The sequence below is a fragment of the Spirochaetota bacterium genome (assembly GCA_004297825.1).
In the GTDB taxonomy this organism is placed as follows: Bacteria; Spirochaetota; UBA4802; order UBA4802; family UBA5368; genus FW300-bin19.
Genome location: SCSX01000029.1, coordinates 1 through 20,562, shown reverse-complemented (window position 1 = coordinate 20,562; position 20,562 = coordinate 1). Strand labels below are relative to the sequence as shown.

The 20,562-nt window shown below is 61.5% G+C and carries 15 protein-coding genes; 13 read left to right on the top strand and 2 right to left on the bottom strand.

Going from position 1 to position 20,562, the window contains the following annotated elements; translation table 11 throughout:
• Nucleotides 1-443 precede the first annotated feature (443 nt).
• The 8 genes from EPN93_05685 to blaOXA all read left to right on the top strand — a co-directional run bounded on the left by EPN93_05685 (nucleotide 444) and on the right by blaOXA (nucleotide 6,937).
• Nucleotides 444-1,472 (top strand): HEAT repeat domain-containing protein, encoded by a 1,029-nt coding sequence (locus EPN93_05685; GenBank protein ID TAL37480.1) that lies wholly within the window; start codon nucleotides 444-446, stop codon nucleotides 1,470-1,472.
• A gap of 526 nt (nucleotides 1,473-1,998) precedes the next feature.
• Nucleotides 1,999-2,748, top strand: a complete 750-nt coding sequence (locus EPN93_05680; protein TAL37479.1) for an SDR family NAD(P)-dependent oxidoreductase — start codon at nucleotides 1,999-2,001, stop codon at nucleotides 2,746-2,748.
• A 668-nt stretch (nucleotides 2,749-3,416) separates the two neighbouring features.
• On the top strand, nucleotides 3,417-3,863 hold the full coding sequence (locus EPN93_05675; protein TAL37478.1) for a hypothetical protein: 447 nt from the start codon (nucleotides 3,417-3,419) through the stop codon (nucleotides 3,861-3,863).
• A 105-nt stretch (nucleotides 3,864-3,968) separates the two neighbouring features.
• On the top strand, nucleotides 3,969-4,193 hold the full coding sequence (locus tag EPN93_05670) for a type II toxin-antitoxin system prevent-host-death family antitoxin (GenBank protein ID TAL37477.1): 225 nt from the start codon (nucleotides 3,969-3,971) through the stop codon (nucleotides 4,191-4,193).
• On the top strand, nucleotides 4,190-4,621 hold the full coding sequence (locus EPN93_05665) for a PIN domain-containing protein (GenBank protein ID TAL37476.1): 432 nt from the start codon (nucleotides 4,190-4,192) through the stop codon (nucleotides 4,619-4,621). The genes EPN93_05670 and EPN93_05665 overlap by 4 nt, the downstream gene beginning before the upstream one ends.
• A 200-nt stretch (nucleotides 4,622-4,821) precedes the next feature.
• Nucleotides 4,822-5,424 (top strand): YiiX family permuted papain-like enzyme, encoded by a 603-nt coding sequence (locus EPN93_05660; protein ID TAL37507.1) that lies wholly within the window; start codon nucleotides 4,822-4,824, stop codon nucleotides 5,422-5,424.
• A gap of 39 nt (nucleotides 5,425-5,463) precedes the next feature.
• Nucleotides 5,464-6,093, top strand: coding sequence for a LysE family translocator (locus EPN93_05655; GenBank protein ID TAL37475.1), 630 nt, complete (start codon nucleotides 5,464-5,466; stop codon nucleotides 6,091-6,093).
• 67 nt (nucleotides 6,094-6,160) lie between these two features.
• On the top strand, nucleotides 6,161-6,937 hold the full coding sequence (blaOXA, locus tag EPN93_05650) for a class D beta-lactamase (protein TAL37474.1): 777 nt from the start codon (nucleotides 6,161-6,163) through the stop codon (nucleotides 6,935-6,937).
• Between the two features lie 12 nt (nucleotides 6,938-6,949).
• On the opposite strand, the gene EPN93_05645 is transcribed toward blaOXA, so the two are convergent.
• On the bottom strand, nucleotides 6,950-9,643 hold the full coding sequence (locus tag EPN93_05645; protein TAL37473.1) for a PAS domain S-box protein: 2,694 nt from the start codon (nucleotides 9,641-9,643) through the stop codon (nucleotides 6,950-6,952).
• 373 nt (nucleotides 9,644-10,016) lie between these two features.
• On the opposite strand from EPN93_05645, the gene EPN93_05640 reads away from it, so the two are divergent.
• Both EPN93_05640 and EPN93_05635 read left to right on the top strand, forming a co-directional pair.
• Nucleotides 10,017-14,159: a PAS domain S-box protein gene (locus tag EPN93_05640; protein TAL37472.1), complete on the top strand. Its 4,143-nt coding sequence runs from the start codon at nucleotides 10,017-10,019 to the stop codon at nucleotides 14,157-14,159.
• A gap of 220 nt (nucleotides 14,160-14,379) precedes the next feature.
• Complete coding sequence (locus EPN93_05635) at nucleotides 14,380-14,799, top strand: DUF1499 domain-containing protein (GenBank protein ID TAL37506.1); 420 nt, start codon at nucleotides 14,380-14,382, stop codon at nucleotides 14,797-14,799.
• On the opposite strand, the gene EPN93_05630 is transcribed toward EPN93_05635, so the two are convergent.
• On the bottom strand, nucleotides 14,788-15,462 hold the full coding sequence (locus EPN93_05630; GenBank protein ID TAL37471.1) for a hypothetical protein: 675 nt from the start codon (nucleotides 15,460-15,462) through the stop codon (nucleotides 14,788-14,790). The two genes, EPN93_05635 and EPN93_05630, sit on opposite strands and share 12 nt — an antisense overlap.
• 95 nt (nucleotides 15,463-15,557) lie before the next feature.
• Between EPN93_05630 and EPN93_05625 the strand changes: the two genes are divergently transcribed.
• The 3 genes from EPN93_05625 (at nucleotide 15,558) to EPN93_05615 (ending at nucleotide 20,328) form a co-directional block, all read left to right on the top strand.
• On the top strand, nucleotides 15,558-16,343 hold the full coding sequence (locus tag EPN93_05625; GenBank protein TAL37470.1) for a TatD family deoxyribonuclease: 786 nt from the start codon (nucleotides 15,558-15,560) through the stop codon (nucleotides 16,341-16,343).
• 133 nt (nucleotides 16,344-16,476) lie between these two features.
• Nucleotides 16,477-17,562, top strand: a complete 1,086-nt coding sequence (locus EPN93_05620; GenBank protein TAL37469.1) for a hypothetical protein — start codon at nucleotides 16,477-16,479, stop codon at nucleotides 17,560-17,562.
• Between the two features lie 6 nt (nucleotides 17,563-17,568).
• Nucleotides 17,569-20,328, top strand: coding sequence for a response regulator (locus tag EPN93_05615; protein ID TAL37468.1), 2,760 nt, complete (start codon nucleotides 17,569-17,571; stop codon nucleotides 20,326-20,328).
• Nucleotides 20,329-20,562: the final 234 nt, after the last annotated feature.

The following is a 20,562-nucleotide window of genomic DNA, read 5'->3' as shown; positions in this document are numbered from 1 at the left end:
GTTCTTTCAGTTCTCCGCGTTAACGATTTAATTCATCTTTTCCCGTCCCACCGATTCGCCCATACTATACAATTATCAGGATTTGGGATTAAATCTAATTTATTTTTACCTCTATTGATTAATAGTATGTTCCGGCAGCAGCACTTTTGCAATTCATTTTCAGGGGGCCGCCGAATTGCCGTGCATCCGGGATCAAAGCGGTATGACGCTGCCCGAAAATCTCAGCCGGCTCGGGCGATCGACGGTTAAAAGCAGACGCCGCCTGACTTTTGATGCATCTGCCAACCCGGGCACCCGCCCCTTGATTCCCTCCCAATCCTTTATTACATTACTCCATTGCACTTTCGTTTCCCCGGGGGTTTTTATGCCGAAACCCGGCCGCGGGGGAAGGGATAGGGCGATACTACAACGGGCTTTGTACTAATTTTAAGGAGGGGGAAACAATGGGACTTTTCAGGCCGAATATCAGGAAACTTGCCGCGAGGCATGACATACATCGTCTCGTGTCGCTTCTGGACGACAGGAACGCGGACACGCGGATGAGCGCGTTCCTCGCGCTCTCGAAGAGCACGGCCGACTCGGCGGTCGAGCGGATGAAGTCGCTCCTGAAAGACCCGGACCCGCGCGTGCGGACGGTCGCGGCGCTCCGGTTTGGCGGTGTGCGCAGGGAGGACACGGTCGCGAACCTGGGACAGGTCATCCGGTCGGGCTCCCCGCGGGACAGGATCGAGGCGCTCGACCTGCTCGCGGAACGCGGCGCGGGCGACCTTGATCTCGAGGCGATCGCGTTCGCGGCGATGGACGACAGGAATTTCTCGGTGCGCAGGGCGGCGATCAGGGCCGCGGGAAAGCTGGGGGACCCCCACGCGGTGGAGAGGCTGGGACGCTTTGTCGACAGCGAGCACATTCATATCCGCCTCGAGGCGATTCGCGCGCTGGGCATGATCGACGACGACAGCACGCTCGAACCGCTCTTCCGCGCGCTCATGGACAACGATTCGGAAATACGCGCGGCCGCGCGGGAGGCGCTCGCGCGCAAGGGGGGTGCCGCTGAAAGGAAGGCCCTGGAGGATTCGCGCTACTCGGTGCTCTTGAAAAAAATGGACGGCGGCGAGCGTATTCGCCGGGAGGCCGCGGAGCAGGTGGGCGCGCTGCGCCTCGCCGAGGGGCTGCAGCTCGTGGTGAAGGCCGCATCGGACCGGTATAAGGAGGTGCGCCTGGCGGCCGCGAAATCCCTGGGCCAGCTTCGGGAGCGGGGAGGGATAGAAGCGCTCGTGAAGCTGCTCGATGACAAGTTCTACGACGTGCGCCTGGAGGCGGTGCGCGCGCTCAGGCTGATTTACGACCATAACGCGCTTGACGGCCTGGAGAAGGCGTCCCGGGACAGGAACCGGTTCGTGAGGGCGGAGGCCATCGCCGCGGCGAACGACCTGAAATCGAGAATCGCCGTGCGGTCGAAGTACATCGCCTGATCCGCGGCAAAGGCCCCGTTTCCGCATGTCCGCCCGTCCGGCGGACACGGGCCGGGCGGCCCGCTCCACGCTCCCGCGCGCGAAGGGGAACGAATAGTTCTTGCAGTCGCGCGATTTTTGTCGTACCCTGTTTTCGCGGCGGGGGCAGGGGGGCCGATGCGCAAACAGGCTGTCCCCGCGCTGGAAGGAGAATCGGAACCCGCGGGATCCCGAGTGCACGATGCGTGTTGAAGCAGACGATGATGCGGCCGGGCGCACACCCCGGGAGCGCATGACGCGGGATCCGGATCGATGGAATCGCGGGGAGCGATGCACCGGGAAGAATATCGGACCCCCGTGAAGTAATGGTATCGTTCAGCGCACAGCGCCGGAAATCCGGAGAGGTCCGATACATCCCGCTTCCAGGGCGAGATCGCCGCGCGGGATGGGCATGGAATTTCGCAGACGATCCCCGGACGCGTAATGCGCATCGATACGCAGGAATCGGCACACGCGGCGGTGCGCGCCCCGCTCAAGGAGAAACCATATGAAAACTTCCGGCAACACGGTGCTCATCACGGGCGGGGCAACGGGAATCGGGTTCGCGCTGGCGAAGGCCATGGTCCACTCGGGCAACGAGGTGATTCTCTGCGGCCGCAGAAAATCGAAGCTGGACGCGGCGCGAAAAAAGCTGCCGGGCGTCGACGTGAAGACCTGCGACATCGCCGATCCCGCCGACCGGGAGCGCCTGTGCGAATGGGTCGTGGCGAAGTATCCGAAAATTAACATGCTCGTCAACAACGCGGGGATTCAGAAGACGGTCGATCTGAAAAAGGGCGGCCGGGATATCGCGGGAAAGGAGAGCGAGATAGAAATAAATTTCTCGGCGGTGGTGGGCCTCTCCGCGTATTTCATCCCGCGGTTCATGAAGCGCGGCGCGGCGGCGATCGTCAATGTTTCCTCCGGGCTCGCGTTCGTCCCGCTCGCGGCGGTTCCCGTATACTGCGCGACGAAGGCGGCCGTCCACTCGTTCTCGCTGTCGATGCGGCGCCAGCTCAGGGACACCGCCATAAAGGTTTTCGAGATCATCCCGCCCATCGTCGATACGGACCTTCACCGCGGCACCAGGGAGCGCCGGGGCCTGGCGGACAGGGGAATTTCCCCGGAAGAGGTTGCGGCGGCCGCGATCGCGGCCCTTGCGAACGACGAATTCGAATGCGCGGTGGGCATCGCGAAAAACCTCGTGGCCGGTTCACGGTCCGATCCGGACCGTGTTTTCAAGGGAATGAACGGCTGACCCGTCCGGTTTCGCGCAATTAAAGCCATAAATAGCCTGTATTTCCGCCGCTGCATCGTCTTATTTACGTCCTGCATTTGCAATCTCCCCTTTTAACGTGTACTATAATGGTCACAGGGGGGATAATGCGTCCGGGAAACCCCTCGAGAAACTGGAAGTTGCGGCACCCCCGGGAGTCGCGGATGTTTAAATAATTCAAGGCGAGGGGCAGACGGTATGGGAGACAAGGGCAAGAGAGACAAGGCGAAGCACGACCGGCAGATGCACGACAAGAAAGAAGCCAAGCACCAGGCAACAAAGAAAAACCAGGAAAAACAGACGAAGCACGACCAGATGGTGCCGCCGCGCTAGCAGGACCGACCGCCGGTTTCTGGAATAGTGCTGTCTGATCCGCAATCTGCCTTTCCCGGCTTTGCGCGTTACGAACGCGCATAAAGACGTTCGGATCGCCAGTTGGAAGAATGCCGGAACCCCCATGATCACGCTTCCGCCTGCGGACCCTTCAACGGGGACCCGGGCTCGTTAGTCTGCACGGTATTGGAATTCCCGATTCCATTGATCCATCCCGGCAGTAATCTTGGAGTTCCGCCCGGGGCCAGCCCGCACCCGAATATGCCGGCGGAGCTATAAATATTAATTGAAACTAATACGCACATGCCCTAAATTTCATGCACGAAACGGCGGGCGGACGTCGCCCCGCCGGAAAGGGCTCCGGGAGGATGTCCATGGAATCGTTCGAAATGAGCGAATTTTTTCCCGTGGCGCCGCGCACGCTGTATGACGCGTGGATGGACGGCGCGACGCATTCCGCGATGACTGGAAGCGGGGCGCGGATATCCGCGCGCGCGAACGGGAAATTCACCGCGTGGGACGGATACATTTTCGGGACCACGGTCGCGCTCGAACCGGGGAAACGAATCGTGCAGAGATGGAAGACGACCGAGTTTCCCGAACGCGCGAGATACTCGCTCCTCGAGATCCGCTTCGAGAAATCGGGGAAGGGAACCCGGCTGGTCCTGAACCATTCCGGCATTCCCGACGGCCAGGGCGAGGATTACCGGAAGGGGTGGACCGAGTTTTACTTCAAGCCCATGAGGAAATATTTTTCCAGGTAACGGCGCGCCCGGCCTCTTCGATCCCGGCGAAACGACGGCATGAAATAGTTGACGAGGTACGGACATGATATTATTATGTCATTATAATGGCACTTTGGGGGCGTGATGGATTACCTTAAATTCACGGATTTCAGAAATCACTCGAAAGAATACTTCGATAATGTGGAAAAGGGCAGCACCTATATTATCATACGAAAGGGAAAGCCGATTGCACGAATAGTTCCTTTTGCCGAAAAAACGACGGGTTGGAAAAGGGAAATTAAAAAAATCAGGCTGAGGAAAAACGCGGACACCCTGGAATACATCAAGCGGGAGCGCGATGAGGGATGAACCTCTATTTCGATACCTCCGCCATGATTAAAAAATATATAGATGAAAAAGGTTCCGGGAACGTAGACCGGCTTTTCGAAGATGCCCAGGCGATATATGTCTCGACAATCGCGGAAATCGAAGCGCTCTCCACATTGAGAAGGCTCGTTAAGGATTCCGTTATCAATGACGAGGATTTCAGGTACCTGAAATCCGAAATCCAGTCCGATATGCGTTATTTCAATGTGATCGATATCGACGACCAGATAAAAAAGCATGCGATTGAATTGATTGAAAAATACCAGCTAAAAAGCCTGGATTCGCTACAATTGGGAACCGCGGTATATGTCAACGGTGAAATCGATTACTTCGTCTCATGCAACGACAGACTGTTGAAAAGCGGTGAAAGGGAAAACCTGAAAGTTCTCAACCCGCTTAAAAGAATGTAAATTGCGAAGATCGGCGGGGGATGCACAGTACGTTCCACTGCCGAGCGCCCTTCTAACCAAGTGACGGTGGGCGCGCGTGAAATTCTACGGGGGTGGACAACGGCCAACCATATTGTTTTGTTTATAGCCATGAGCCTGGATGGGTTCATCGCGGGCGGAATTCCAGGGAGAAAATTTTGGCACGCACAATAATTTCAACTATCGCAAGAGCGGCGCTCGTACTCTCGATCGCAATACCGGCCGCGGGGGCCGCGCCCTTCGCGCTTCTTGACGGGGACATCGTGTTCCAGGAGGCGCGATCTCCCCAGACGGAGGCGATCCAGCGCGCGACCCATTCGCGCTTCAGCCACATGGGCATGGTGTTCCGCGTGAACGGCGCGTGGTTCGTGTTCGAGGCGATCCAGCCCGTCACCATGACGCCGCTCGAATCCTGGGCGGCGCGCGGCGCGGGCGGGCATTACACGGTGAAGCGGCTCAGGGGCGCCGCGGGAACACTCACGGACGCGGCGCTCGTGAAAATGCGCGAGGCCGGGGCAGGCTATATTGGCAGGCCCTATGACATTTATTTCGGCTGGGCCGACGACCGGCTCTATTGCTCGGAGCTCGTATGGAAGGTGTACCGGTACGGGCCGGGAATCGAGCTCTGCCCGCTCAGGAGAATCCGTGACTTCGACCTGTCACATCCCGTAGTGAAGGGGACGCTCTTCGAGCGTTATGGGAACGCGGTCCCGCTGGACGAGCCCGCGGTTTCACCCGGCGATATTTTCGATTCCCCGCTTCTCGAGACGGTGTATGAACGATGAGGCAATGAGGAAAATTCAGAATTCGGCAAGGAGCCTCCCATGATAGAAGCCGACGCGCTCGCCATGTTCGTCACCGCCTCCACGCTCCTCGCGTTCGCGCCGGGTCCCGACAACATCTTCGTGGTTGCCCAGTCGATGGTGTACGGAAGGGGCGCGGGGCTCAGGGTCACCCTGGGACTGTGCACCGGGCTTCTCGTACACACCGCGGTGGTCGCGCTGGGCGTCGCCGCGATTTTCAGGACATCGGTGATCGCGTTCAACGCGCTCAAGTACGCGGGCGCCGCCTACCTGCTCTTTCTCGCGTGGAAGTCTTTCCGCGCCTCCGCGGGCGGGATCGATACGGGCGGACAGGAGCGCCTCTCCGGGTGGAAGCTGTATCGGCGCGGGATCATCATGAACGTGACCAACCCCAAGGTCTCGATATTCTTCCTCGCGTTCCTCCCGCAGTTCGCGGGCCCGGCCGGCGGGTCCATCACGCTGCAGCTGGTCGCGCTGGGCGCGGTATTCATCGCCGTGACGCTCGTCGTGTTCGGGTTCCTGTCCATGCTCGCGGGCACGGCGGGCCGATGGATCGCGCGTTCCGGGCGCGGCGAAAAAATCCTGAATCGTATCGCGGGCGCGGTATTCGTCTCGCTCGCGGTGAAACTCATTCTCACGGAAAGGGATTAGGGCCGATACGCCTTCGTGCGCGGCCGCACCGTTCTGCCCGGGATCGGCATAGTAAAGGAGGACTGGAATGAAAATTGTGTATGCGTGTGTTCTGTGCCTTTCGCTGCTTACCGCCTGCGCCCGCGGCGGATTCATGGAAAAATATTTCCAGGAGCGCGGGCTGAACGCGACGATTGTCGTGCAGTCGCTGGGCACCGGGAGGGAATACACGTATAACGAGGAACGCGCGCGCACGGGCTTTCTTCCCGCATCGACCTTTAAAATCCCCAACATGCTCATTTCGCTCGAAGAGGGCGCGCTTCGCGACGGGAACGAGGTGCTCCGCTGGGACGGCACCGACCGCGGGCGCCCGGAATGGAACCGCGATCATACCGTCATGAGCGCGTTTCGGTCGAGCTGCGTGTGGTGCTACAGGGAGCTCGTGCGCCGGGTGGGAAGGGAGAAATTCACCCGCTACCTCGCGCTCCTGGATTACGGGAACGGGGATGCGGGAGGAGCCGCGGACGGCTTCTGGCTGGACGGGGCGCTCCGGATTTCGGCGCGCGGGCAGGTGGAATTCATGAAGGGCGTCATCGCACAGAAGTTCCCGTTCGATAAAAAGAATTACGCGATCCTGAAAGAAGCGATGTTCGTGGAAAAAGCCGGGGAGTGCCGCATCTACGCCAAGACCGGGCTCGCGACCGATGCGCGTCCCCCGGTGGGCTGGTACGTCGGGTACGCGGAAACGCCCGACGACACATGGCTGTTCGCGTGCAATCTCGAGATAAAAACCGGGGACGACGCCTCGTACCGAAAGGAGTCAGTGTACGAGGCGCTGCGGACGCTGGGGGCGATTCGGCGATAGCGTGTGTCCCCCTCAGGCCTCGCCGTTTTTAAACCGGATCACGATCTCCGTGCCCCCGTCCCTGACGATTTTCAGCGTGCCGTGAATCTGCTGGGTGATCATGCGGACCAGCCTTAATCCCAGCGAATTGGCGGTTTCCGGGTCCACTGTCTCCGGCATGCCCGCCCCATCGTCCCTTATCGAAAGGCGATTCGTTCCCCCGCCGTCGCGCGTCATGGAGATTACGATCGCGCCGTGCGTGCCGTCCGGGAAGGCATGCTTCAATGCGTTGGTGATCAGCTCGTTGAGTATCAGCCCCAGGGGGACCGCCTGGTCCAGCCCCAGCCTGAGATCCCCCATCTCGCAGCGCAGGGAAATTTTCGCGTGATCGACGGCCAGGGACCGTATGAGGTTTTCGGCCATTTCTTCCACGTAGTCGCGCAGCAGGATGTTCGCGACATTATCCGACCGGTAAAGCCTCTCGTGAAGGATTGCCATGGCCTTGATCCTGTTCTGGATGTCCTGGAAGGCCGCGATCGCGTGCGCGTCCGATATCCCCAGGAGCTCCAGGCTCACGAGGCTCGTTATCACCTGCAGGTTGTTCTTCACGCGGTGGTGAATCTCTTTCAGAAGCATCACCTTTTCGTCGAGCGCCTCGTGGATCCTCGCCTCGGCGCGCTTGCGGTCGTCGATATCCACGACGATGGCGAGAATTCTCTCCTCCGGCCCCGGTACCAGCGCGTCCGCGATAAGCACCCATACCCGGGAGCCGTCCTTCCTGATATATTCCTTTTCGTAGGGGGTGCATATGCCGCGTTCGCGGAGCTCCGTGAGTGCCCGGGCGTCGGAGGGCAGGTGATCGGGGGGTGTCATCTCGTCCCACCGAACCAGTCCGGCGTCTAATTCATCCCTGGTGCGTCCCAGCAGGTTCAGGTAGTAGTCGTTCGCCTCGTGAATCCCGCCCCGCGCATCGCCCAGGACGACCCCCACCACGTTCGACGAGGCGATCCGCTCCAGGCGCGCATACGTCATCCCGAGCATTTCCTCGGCCTTTTTGCGCGCCGTGATGTCGATGATATAGGCGAGAAAATGAAGCGGCGTTCCGTCCTTTTCACGGAACAGCATTGCGTTTACGTCCGCCCAGAGCAATCCGCCGTCTTTCCGGATGTAGCGCTTTTCAATACGGCAACTGCGTACTTCGCCGGAGAGCAACGCCCTGGAACATTCCAGGGTTGCCGCCATGTCGTCGGGATGCGTCACCTCGAGGAAGTTTTTTTGCATGAGCTCCTCCCGCGAATATCCCATCATTGCGCAGAACGCGTCGTTGATATTCTTGAACATTTTATCCGGCGAGGCAAGAAGCGCCCCAATGGACGCCATCTCGAACGCCCTCCTGAAGCGCTCCTCGCTGTCGCGCAGGGCCTCCTGGACCGCTATTCTTTGCGCCTCCGCCTGTGCCAGCTCGGTGACGTTCTGCGAGATAACCATACCCGCATAGACCCTGCCCCTGCTGTCGCGCACCGGAACGACGTTCTGCCGGTAATGCATGCCGCCAAACTCCATCTCGAGCTCGGTCGATTCTCCCTGGAGTGCCTTGTCGTAGAGCGGCGCGAACAGCCGCGCCACGTCCGGCGGGTACGCCTCTTCCAGGGTATGCCCCTCGATCGACTCGCGCGTGAAGCCGGCTTTCCGTATCTCCTCGCCGTCGGCGATGAGGAACCGGTGGTCCCTGTCGAACAGGTGGAGGGACATGCCGGGCAGGGACCGCACCAGGAGGCCGTATCGGTATTCGCTTTCGCGCAGCGCCTCGAGCGCCCTTTCCCGGGCGGCCTCGATCTGCTTGCGCAGGGTAATCACGTCGAAGACGGCGACGAAAAATTCCCTTTCCGGGCTGTACACCGATATGGCGAACCACATGTCGAGGGACTTTACGTGCATTTCGAAAACCTCGGGGATGCCCGTACGCGCGACCCGATCGTAAATTTCGAAGAGCCCGGGGTCCGATTCGCGAAATCCCGGGATCACCTGGGACACCTTTTTCCCGGCCGCGTCTTTGAGCCCCGTGAGCGATTCGAAGGCGGCGTTCACCTCCAGGTAGATGAAATCCGCCGGCGCGCCGTCTTCGAAGATCATCTTGCAGTAGGCCATGCCGTTCAGCATGTTGTTGAAAAGGTACCGGTACTGTTCCGCGCTCCGGCGCCGCGCATCCCCTGCGTGCTTTTCGACGGTAATGTCGCGCGCCAGAACCGATACGCCCGTGATCGCGCCCCCGGGGTCGCGTATCGGCGTATGGGATATCTCGAAATAACGCCGAGAAAGATCGCTATGTCCCGAATACTCCTCCTTGATCACGGTTTCGCCCTTGAGCGCCCGGTCCAGGTTTCTCCGCGCCGCCTCGCGATCGGCGTCGACCGTCTGGCACTCGAGCAGGCTCATGCCCGGGGCGATATCGGTCCCGTAAAGGGCCTTCATGGCGGCTTTATGGGCGGCGTTGAAACCGGTATAGCGATATTTAGAATCGACCGAGAAAATCGGGTAGGGGATGCTGTCGACGGTATCCCGGAAAACCTCAAGCTGAGGGATATAGTTACGTTTCTTCCCGGTCGAACCGCCCGTTTCGCGTTTTTGCCCGGCGAGTATGCGCTCCAGGCGCTCCACCTTCCGGATAAGCTCGGCTTTTGACAACGCGGAGTATTCCATGTCATACCCCCTGTACTCAGGCCGCATTCTTCATGCGGTGTCCCGATTGTAAGATTCGCAGGTTTCCACGCACGGAAGAAAGCAACACGTCCGCCGCCCCTATGGTACAAAGGGCTGCGCTGTAAAATTCAAACGCATCGGACCCGACCCTGCCCTCGCATCGAACGTCGGGATTCGCGGCAATTCCAGCCGGCGCCTGATTGCCGTATCTGAATATATGCGCGTGATCGCCAGAAATCAAATCCTCGTACGCGGACCCGGGCGGTTGGCGGCGATTTGACAGGCCGGCGGACCGCCCGAGGGGCCGGCGCCCCCCCCCTCAATAATTAACTTGTGAATTTATATCGGGCGGGCTATATTTCAAGCACGGGCGGCCGCACACGCGGCGGGATTTTAAACGATGCCGGACACTACGCGCAAAACAGTCCTTCTCGTCGAGGACGAGGCAATACTCGCCATGGCCGAATCCATGACGCTCCGCGATTACGGGTTCGACGTCATTACCGCGTCAACCGGGGAGAAGGCGGTCGCGCTGGTCCGGGGCGGGGCCGCGGTCGACCTCGTGCTCATGGACATAAACCTGGGAAGCGGCATGGACGGGACCCGGGCGGCCCGGATCGTCCTTTCGATGCGCGACGTGCCGCTCGTCTTCCTCTCGAGCCACACCGAGCGCGAGGTCGTCGAGAAGACCGAAGAGATCACCAACTACGGCTATGTCGTAAAAAACACCGGCGAGACGGTCCTCATCGCCTCCATAAAAATGGCCTTCAAGCTCCACGAGGCCAAACGTATCGTCCAGAACAATGAAAACGAGCTCACCGCGGCCAACGAGGAGCTCTCGGCCACGATCGAGGCGCTCGAGGCGGCCAACGAGGAGCTTATCGCCGCGCAATCGGAGATAATGCTGAGCGAGCGCCGTTTTCAAACGGTCGCCGATTATACCTATGATTGGGAGTACTGGATCGCCCCCGACGGCACGGTCGTGTACATTTCGCCCTCCTGCGAGCGCATCACCGGCTATCCCGCCGCCGACTTCATACGGGACCCCGGTTTATTCATCGCCATCGTGCACCCGGACGATCGCGACATGATGGCGCGGCATTTTGAAATCACCACGCGCCCCGGGACAAATGGAAACATCTTCCAAATGGATTTTCGCATCGTCACGCGCGGCGGCTCAGAGCGCTGGATCGCGCACGTGTGCCGGCCCATTTTTGCCGGGGACGGCGAGTACCTGGGGGTGCGCGCCTCCAACCGCGATATCACGGAACGCAGGATCGCGGGAAGGGAGCGCGAGATCGCGGTGCGCTTCCTTGGCCTCATCAATGGGAGCGCGGGGATAGATGACCTGGTCCGCAATTCCGTGAGCTTTTTCCAGGAACAGTCCGGCTGCGAGGCGGTGGGGATCCGTTTGCGCCGGGGGGAGGATTTCCCCTATTACGAGGCCCGGGGCTTTCCCGCGGAATTCCTGCGCGCGGAAAACAGCCTGTGCGCCCGCGACCTGAAAGGGCAGATGCTGCGCGACGAGATTGGCAATCCCGTTATCGAATGCATGTGCGGCAATATAATCTGCGGCCGTACCGATCCGTCCAAGTCATTCTTCACCACGGACGGGAGCTTCTGGAGCAATTGCACGACCGACCTTCTCGCCACCACCACCGACAAGGACCGCCAGACGCGCACGCGCAACCGGTGCAACGGCGAGGGCTACGAATCGGTGGCGCTCATTCCGCTTAAGGCCGGAGAGGATCGCCTGGGCCTCCTGCAGCTCAATGACCGGAGGAAGGGGCGTTTCACGTCCGAGCTTATCGGCATGTGGACGCGCCTGGCCGGGTATCTCGCCGTCGCGCTGGCCCGGGCGCGCGCGGATACCGCCGTGCGGGAAAGCGAGGAGCGCTTCCGCTCGCTCTTCGAGAACATGCTGAACGGCTTCGCCTATTGCAAAATGGAATTCCTGGACGGCCGGCCCGTCGATTTCACCTACCTCGCGGTCAACAAGGCTTTTGCGAAACAAACGGGCCTGTCCGATGTCGAGGGGAAGAAGGTTTCCGAGGTCATCCCCGGAATACGCGAGTCCGACCCGGGGATCTTCGAAATATACGGCAGGGTCGCGCTCACGGGAACGCCCGAGTATTTCGAAACCTGGGTCGAAGCGCTTAAAATGTGGTTTTCCGTATCGGTCTATTCTCCCGCGCGCGAATACTTCGTCGCGGTGTTCGATGTTATCACGGAGCGCAAGCGGGCGGAGGAAGAGCGTGAATCCGCGCTGGAAAGGCTTCGGGAAAACGAACGGCTTTCTCGCCTGATCACCGACAACACGGGTGACAATATCTGGATCATGGACATGGATTTGCGCTTCACCTACGTGAGCCCGTCGATCATCAACGTGCGCGGCTTCACCGTGGAGGAGGCGATGGCGCATACCATAGACCAGGTGATGCCGCCGCATTCCGCGGAGAAGGCGATGCAGGTGCTCGCCCAGGAGCTGGAGCTCGAACAGACCGGTGCGGCGCCCCCCGGGCGATTCCACAGGCTCGTCCTTGAGGAATACCACAAGGACGGCACGCTCCACTGGCTCGACAACACCCTCACGTTCCTTCGCGATACGGAGGGCCGCCCGTCCGGAATCCTGGGCGTTTCGCGCGATGTAACCCCCATGAAACGCGCAGAGGAGGAGCGTGAGCGCGCCCTCGCCCAACTCGCCGAAAGCGAGGAAAAGTACCGCGCGCTCGTGGAAAACGTCAACGAGGTGATCTACACGCTTGACAGGGAGGGCTACTTCACCTACGTGAGCCCGGTGGTGGAGCGGCTGAGCGGGTTTAAAAGCGAAGAAATCATCGGGAAAAACTTCACGGACTTCATTCATCCGGAGGACCTGCCGGGGCTGCTGTCCAGCTATGAAAAAACGATGAGCGGGGGGTTCGACCCGTACGAGTATCGCATATTCGACAAGGACGGGACGGTGCACCATATTCGAACGTCCAGCAGGCTCATCGTTAAGGACGGCGTAGCCTCCGGAATCACCGGCGTCATGACCGACATCACGCGCCGGAAAGAAGCTGAATCGCGCATGCGCGAGGTAGTGGAGGCCCTGCGCAAAAGTGAAGAGGAGCTTCGTCTCATTACGGAAAACATGCGGGATACCATCTGGCTCATGGATATGAACCTACAGATCACATGGCTATCGCCGTCCGTGGTGAAGTCGCGCGGATTCACGATGGAGGAGCTGATCGCGATGCCCCTGGAGCGGCACATGACACCCGCTTCGCTGGAGCGCATTAAATCCCTCATGGGGCGGTACCTCACCTCGGAAACGCTTGCGGACCCTGTCCGGGAAATCACCATCACGGCGGAACTTGAATTTATCCACAAGGATGGCGGCACAAAATGGACCGAATCGGTGGTGACCCTGCTGCGCGACGAACGGGGCGCGCCGTCCGGCTTCCTGGCCGTGGGACGCGACATTACCGAGAAAAAACGCATGGAGGCCTCGCTTCGGGAACGGGAAGAGGTATTCGAATTCCTGGCCCGTAACATCACCGACATCATCTGGATACTGGACCTGGAAATGCACACGACCTACGTGAGCCCGTCCGTGGAGCAGATTCTGGGATTCACCCCCGAGGAAAGGAAAACGCAGCCGCTGGAGCAGATAATGACGCCCGATTCGCTCGCGCGCTGCACGGCCAAGGTGGCCGCGGAACTCGCGCGCGACCGCGAGCCCGGTGCGGATCCGGACAGGGTGACCGTAATCGAGGTCGAATATTACCGCAAGGACGGCTCCACGGTGTGGATGGAAAACAGCGTGAAGTCGATGCGGGATGAGACGGGCGCCATATCCGGAATGTACGGCGTTTCCCACGATATCACCGGACGCAAGCGCGCGGCCGACGCGCTCAAGCGGAGCGAAGAAGCCCTCGAAAAATCCCTCGAGGAAAAAAACGCGCTCCTGCGCGAATTGCAGCACCGCGTGAAAAACAGCCTGGTCATGATTGCGGGCCTTATCGGGATCGAGGCGGGCCGGATCGAGGACCAGGGGGCGCGTTCCGTGTTGATGAGCCTCCGGAACAGGGTGGACTCCATCGCGAAGCTGTACGAGCTCCTCTACCAGAGCGGCGCGCTACGCACCCTGAGGCTGGACGAATACGTGGCCAGGGTCGCGCATTCGCTCTCGGAAACTTACATCACCCGCATGAACAAGGTCGCGCTCAGCATCGAGTGCGACCCGATATACCTGGACGTCAAGCAGGCCGCGCCCGTGGGCCTTATCCTGAACGAGCTCGTCACCAATGCGATCAAGTACGCGTTTCCCGGGGACAGGAAGGGGACGCTAAGCATACGCCTATACTGCGCCGGCGACGGGATGGACCTGGTCGTTGAAGACGACGGCGCGGGCCCGCCATCGGGATTCGACGTGAAACCGCCCATGGGTTCCGGCCTCCATCTCGTCAGCATGCTCGCGGAACAACTGGGCGGCACCTTCACCTTCGCGCGCGGCGAGAAGACCGTGTGTACGGTGCACATCCCGGGCTGCGTGGAGTAAGGGGCGGGGACCGCTGCGGTCGGGAATTCACGGATAATAGACGCCGAAACTCGTCGCGCCCGCCTGCTTTTTGTAGTATTAATGCATGAGCGGCGCGCCCTGCGCTTTTCGTGCCTCTTTTGGTCGGCGGGGCGGCCATGACGGATAGGGGAGATGAAGCATGATTAAAATTGCGCAGTCCCGGGCGGCACGCGGCCTGGGGACGCTGGGGGTGATCATCATGTTCGGATGCTCGGGGACTCCGCCGCACAACCTGGGGGTGCACGACGGCAGGCTCTCACCCTGCCCGGACAAGCCCAACTGCGTATCGACGATAAGCGAGGACCCGCGTCACAGAATGAAACCGATTTCATATGATGGAGAGCTGAAAGCGGCGCGTGAAAAGCTCATCGGCGTGATCGGTTCCATGAAGAGGACCAGGATCGTGACGGCGGAGGACGCATACCTGCACGTGGAGTTCACCTCGGCGCTGTTCCGCTTCGTGGACGACGTCGAGTTCCTGTTCGACGACGCGCGGAAGATCATTCACTTCCGCTCGGCCTCGCGGCTGGGGAATGGGGACATGGGGGTCAACAGGAAGCGCATGAAAGAGGTGCGCACGCGGTTCGGGGAACAGGCGCCGATTCGCCTACCTGAATAATCGGAACCCCATCCTTATACGGCCCCTTGAAACCCGCACGTCACTGCCGGTTTCCGCGTAGATATATTTTCCCTTTTTGAAGCTGCCGGGATTCGCGATCGTCGCGGTCCCCAGGGATTCGACGCCCCCCGCCTCGTGGATGTGCCCGCACAGGCAGAGGTCCACACGGTTCTGTTCGATGAAGGCGCGTACCGCGCGGCTTCCCGCGCGTATGCCCAGGAAGGTGCGGTCGCGCGTCCGGTGGGGGGGCGTGTGCGAGACCAGTACGATGTGCCGGACCCCCGCAAGCTTAGCGTACCCGTGGGCGAGGAAGCCCGCGATCTCCTCCTCCGCGTATTCGACCCTCGTGTGCATCGGGGTGGTGGTGGACCCCCCCACGCCGAAGAACCCCGTGTCTCCCATGACGCGCGCGTCCGCGTGCAGCGATATGCCCCTCTCCTCGAAGAGCGCGCGCACGTCCTCCGAGTCCCAGTTCCCGTGGACCGCGAGAAGCTTCGCCGCGAAGGGTTGCATGATATCGAGGAGCGCGCGCGCCTCGTCCGCCGAACCGCCCTTCGTGATATCCCCCGCGAGCACTACGACGTCGGCGGCGCGCGCCGGTTCCTCCGCGCGGCGGAGCATGTCCGCGGCGCCGTGTATGTCGGCGAGCAGCAGTATCTTCATGGGGCCCTCCCGGCGGCAATCGCAATTGACAAACGGCCACAGCCCCGTATGGTGGGCGCGCGTAAGAAAAAGTCAAACCATTATCGGGGGACGCCATGACCTGCATCGATTCACACGCGCACTTCGATCTCTGCGTCGAGGAGGGGATGCCCGAGGACGCGCTCCTTTCCGGCATGGAGGCGGCCGGGGTGCGTTATGCGGTACAGGTCTCGATCGACCCCGCGGGTTTCGCGTTCTCGCGCGAGTTCGCGCGGCGCAACAGGGAGCGGGGTGCGTACTTCACGCTGGGCATCCATCCTTCGACCGCTGCGGACGAAGGGGCGCTGGGCATGCTCGAGGGAGAGGTGGTATCGGTCATGGGGTCGGACGATGCCCCCCTGCTCTTCGGCATAGGGGAGGCGGGACTCGATTATTACCGGTTGCGCAGGCCCCGGGAGGAACAGGCGCGCGCCTTCGAATTCCAGGCCGCGCTCGCCACCCGGCTGGGGCTCCCGCTCATAGTACACTCGCGCGACGCGCTCGATGACACGCTGGCACTCCTCGCGCGGGTGCGGCCCGCGAAGGGGGTCATGCATTGTTTTTCCGGGGACTCCCGCGCCGCGCGCCGCGTGCTGGACCTGGGCTTCATGATATCCTTCGCGGGCAACCTAACCTACAAAGCCGCGCTCGACCTTCAAGATGCCGCGTGTTTCGTCCCGCTCGACCGCGTTCTCCTCGAAACGGACGCGCCCTTTCTCACCCCCGTACCCCTGCGCGGCAGGAAGAACCGCCCGGAGCATGTCGCCCACACCTACGCGTACTTCGCCTCCCTGCGCGGAGAACCCGTGGAAATGATCGCGGAATCCGTGGAGGCGAATTTTTTCTCGCTCCTTGGGCGATAGACCGCGGGGAAAATTTTTTTCTTGCATTGCGTTCGATCCTCACCGAAAATTTCGCTATATTTGACGGGCGTGCTCGTCGCCATCGCGCGGAACACGCGACGATCACCGAATAGATCATTACAGGCACGGCTCCATGAAAATCCCGCAGATCCCGGCCGTACTCCTCGCGCTTTGCGCGGCGTTCCTCCTGCCGGCCTTCCCCGGGAGCGCGGGGGCGCAGGAGCTGAAAAGCGGGGATGTCGTGTGGGGCGCGCGCGCTGGGTATTCGCACCTCTCCGGCTACTGGCAGCGGGAGCTCACCGATGCGCCGTACTTTGGACTTTACCAGGATTTCCTCATCCGCGACCGCGTGATGGCCGAAACCGACATCTCCTACGCGTCCTACCCGCTCGAAAACAGCGGTACCTCGAAAATCCATTCGCTGGCGTTCGCCGCGGGGCCGCTCTGGCATTACCCGCTCGCACCGTGGGCCCGGTTGTACGCCGGGCTCTCGCTCCAGGGGGTATTCTTCGCCTTCGACAGCGATACATACGGGAAGCGGGATTACGCCTTCAAGCCGGGGGGCATGCTCAAGGCGGGCGTCTTCATCCCGGTCCGGCAGAGCCTGGGCCTGCGCGTTGGCGCCGAGCTCACCTCCGCGCCGCTCTCGGGGAAGGCCTTCACCGGGATAAACTTCGTCGCGGGAGCATCATTCAATTACAACGCCTTCGAGCGCGCGGTCACCGAGGAGGGGATCGCCGCGCGAAGGGACGATCCGCGCGCGGCCGCGATCGAGTCGCTTTACGCGGATTCGGTGAAGCGTTTTGAGGAGGGGGATATCGCCGCCGCGAAGGAGGGTTTCACCGGGCTTGACCGTCAGGCCGCGCATTACCGCGACGCCGACCGGTTCCTCGCGCTCATCGCCGCGGCCGAATCGTCGCTCGCCCAGGGGAAGCGCTTCCTGGACGAGGCGCGGTATTACGAGGCCATAACGCCCCTGTCCGAGGCGGCGAAATACAGCGGCGAAGCGCGCACATTGCTGAAGAACGCCCGCGAGCGCCTCGCCGCGGAGATTCCCGCGCTCGAACAGATGGGCGTCGCGGCGTACGAGCGCGGCGAGTACGAGCTGTGCATCGCTATCATGAAGAAAATCCAGGCGGTAGACCCCGATAACCGCGTGATGGTGATTTACCTGCCGCGCGCCCAGAAGCGTTACGAGGGGCTTCAGAAGCTCAGATGACCGCATATGAGGCTTAAATACAAGCTCATCCTCATCTTCGCGCTCCTCATCATCGCATCTTCGCTTCCCCTTACCCTTTTCATCCTGAATAAGCAGGAATCCGAAATCACGGACCAGCTCGCGCGCAACGGCGAAATGCAAAGCGCGATCATCGCCCGTTACGCGCTCAACATTCTGCTTCAGAACGGGGGAGACCTGGCGAACGCGCGGGTCGACGCGCGCGAGATGCTGAAGGTGCTGCGCCCGCTCGAGGCCGCGGGGCTGGTGTATGCCGATACCGTGCTCCTCTCGACCCAGGAGCGTTTAAACGGGCAGGAGCTCGCGCGCTACGAGGGCGAGGCGGGCCCGGAGCGTTCCGGCGGTCGCGTTACGCGTGACCTGCTGCGCATGCTCGAATCCCCGGGAGATATCACCGGCGACGGGGAATCGTACCTGCAGTTCACCGGGCGCGAGGAACTCCCGGGAGGTGCGATACGCTGCGTGGGAAGGCTCGTCTTCTCGAAGGCTGCCGCCCTCGAACCGGTCCGCAAGCTCCGCAGGCTCGTCTACTCCGCGATGGCGGCCGCGCTCGCCGCGGTCACCCTGATCGGGTTGTATCTCGGCAGGCTCGTGTCGCGGCCCATCGACGAGCTCATCGACGGCGTGGAGCGCCTGGGGGGCGGGGATTTCGGTATGCGCGTCGCGGTGCGGGGGCACGATGAGATCGCGCGGCTTGCAGTCACCTTTAACCATCTCGCCGAGGTCATCAAGCTGGAGATCGAGGCGCTCAGGGGCGCCAACGAGGATCTCCGGCGTCTGGACGGCATCAAGGACGAGTTCATAGCCACCGTTTCGCACGAACTGCGGACGCCGCTTTACGGAATAATCGGGCTCGCCGATTCGCTCATCCAGGATCCCGCGGCCGTTCTGAGAGAGGAGACCGTGGGGGTCCTGTCCCTCATCAGCAGCAGCGGGACGCGGCTTTCGCACATGGTCAATGATATCCTGGATTTTTCCCGGCTCAAGCACCGTGACATCAATCTCCAGATTTCCCGTGTCGACCTGCACGCGGTGGCGGCGGTCGCGATCTCGCTCATGCAGTACCTCATCGAAAGCAAATCGATCGAGGTCCGCAACGAAATTCCGCCCGAGAGCGCGTTCGTCCGGGGTGACGAGAATCGCCTGCAGCAGGTATTCCTGAACCTGCTGGGGAATGCGGTCAAGTTCACGGAGGCGGGCGTTATCTCCATCGCGGTCGCCGATTCGCCGGAGGGTCCGGGAATGGTCGCGGTCTCCGTGAGCGATACGGGAATCGGCATTCCCCGGGATCGGATCGGCAGGATATTCGAATCCTTCGAACAGGCCGACCCCTCGATCTCCCGGCGCTTCGGCGGAACGGGCCTGGGGCTTGCCGTGACGAAGAGGCTGGTCGAGCTGCACGGCGGAACGATCGGCGCGGAATCGCGCGAGGGGGAAGGCTCCGTGTTCCGATTCACCCTTCCGCTCTGGGCGGGGGAAGCGGAGCCGGGGCGCGTGGAAAGAAAGGAGTCGCGGGTGCCGCCGGAAGCCCCCGCGGCGCTCCTGCCCGTCCGCGAATCGTACCGGCCGGCGGAAATAAAACCGCATAACGGCAAATCCCCCGGGAGCGTCCTTGTCATTGACGACGAACCGGTGAACCTCCAGGTGCTGGAACGGCAGCTTGCCACCCAGGGCTACCGGGTGCGGACCGCCGCGCACGGTACGGGCGCTCTCGAAACGCTCGAGCGCGAGGGGCCGTTCGACCTGGTCCTCCTCGACGTGATGCTTCCCCGCATTTCCGGTTACGAGGTATGCCGGTCTATCCGCGCGCGGCACTCGGCGCACGAGCTTCCGGTGATCATGCTCACGGCGCGCAACAGGCCGGGCGACATCGTGACCGGGTTCGAGGCGGGCGCCAACGATTACATCGCCAAGCCCGTGGACCGCGCCGAGCTCCTCGCGCGCGTGCACGGTCTCATTTCCCTCAAGAACGCGGTCCGCTCCTCGAACGAGCTCTCCCTGCTCAAACGCGACCTGAACATCGCACACGAGATACAGCACGGGGTCCTCTACCACGAGCTGCCGCGCGTGCCGGGGGCATCCATCGCCGTCCGCTACAGGCCCATGAAGGAGCTCGGTGGAGATTTCTACGAGGTGCGCGCGGAGGGTGCGCGGGGAATCGCCGTCCTCATCGCGGACGTATCGGGGCACGGGGTCGCCGCGGCGTTCCTGAGCGCCATGCTCAAGGTGGTCTATGCCTTCTCCCGCGCGCACGCCGGCTCGCCGGGGGACATGCTGGGCCTCGTGAACGGGAGCATGAAGGACTACATGGGGCGCCAGTTTATCACCGCCTGTCACGCCGAGATCGATCTCGCGTCCATGAAGATCCGCTATGCGAGCGCCGGGCACTGGCCATTCGTGATCTGGCGTCGCGAGCCGGACCTTGTCGTCGTCGAAACCGTCGAGAGCATACCCATCGGCTGGCGGCAGGAGCAGGCATACGAGACCCTGGAGGCCGATATTCTCCCGGGCGACCGGATCGTCTTCTATACGGACGGGATTATCGAGACCCGGGCCCCGGGGCCCGGGCGGCCCATGTTCGGGGAAGACCGCTTCCATGAGGCGCTGCGCGCGAGCGCCGGCATGGACGCGGACGGGGTCGCCGACTTCCTGCTCGCGAGGGTTCGCGCCTGGGCAGCAACGGCCGAGGAGGACTGGATGCAGGACGACGTTACGCTCGTCGTCATCGACATCTCGGGCAACGAGTAAGCGGGGCGGGGGCCGATGCGAGGATTAATTTTTGGGAAAAAATGAGCATTATGTACAGCGGTGTATTTTCTCCTTCGGCGTGTCGCCGGGGTCTCCCCAGTACAATTCCCAACAAATGATGCCATTTTCGATCCTCTGGCCGATGGCATAGTGAGAAAACTTTGCATAGTTATGCCTGTTTTTCTTGCCTTGCAATATTTCGTCCAGATATCGGTCCGTGGCGATCGCCACCAG